Genomic DNA, 648 nt, shown 5'->3' with positions numbered 1-648 from the left:
AATTTACCCCCCCGCCAGCGCCGGACGAGCATACTGGTTGCTTCTTACAAACCGGGTCAAATCCACCGGTTTACCTTGATACTGGATATGTACTGCCGCCGGTGCGCCGATCTTCAAGCGATAAGGCGCCTGACCGCTCAGGTTTAACACACTGCCGCTGCGCTGTACGCCGCTGTAGAGTTTTTTGCCAGCCGCATCTATCACTTCCAGCCAGCAGTCGCCGCTAAAGGTCATGGCAATGGTGTTGCCATTGTCACTGGCAGGCGTTGCGTTCGGTGCAGCAACGGGCTCGGTAGCCGTAGACGAGGGCGTGGTAACCGGAGCAACAGACTGATGCCCATTACCGGCCTGCGCTGGTACACCCGTGGTCGTTGCTGTATTTGCAGCAGGCGTATTCACCGACGCCGAATTCGCGGCGGTGTTTGCCCCTTCCGGCGCAGCTGGCGCCATCTGCGTCAGATCGATGGTTTGTGAACCGGTAGTGGCAAGCGGAACGGCCGTTTGCCCCTCAGCCTCATCCGGTGAATTAGCCGCAGCGTGATCGACCATAGAGCTGATCTCTTGCTGCTGCACCTGATAATTCTGCCACCACCACGCGCCGGTTAACCCGAGCACGATAAGCACGACCAGCCAGGTAAAGGTCATCAA

The 648-nt window shown here is 58.3% G+C and carries 1 protein-coding gene; it reads right to left on the bottom strand.

All coding sequences use genetic code 11. The features are described 5' to 3' along the window. Positions 1-3: 3 nt before the first annotated feature. Positions 4-648, bottom strand: a 645-nt coding sequence (gene rodZ / locus J5224_RS33495; RefSeq protein ID WP_264629195.1) for a cytoskeleton protein RodZ, incomplete at its 5' end; no start/stop codon positions are given.

This window comes from Candidatus Symbiopectobacterium sp. NZEC135 (assembly GCF_025962695.1).
This window is presented reverse-complemented; position numbering and strand designations above follow the sequence as displayed.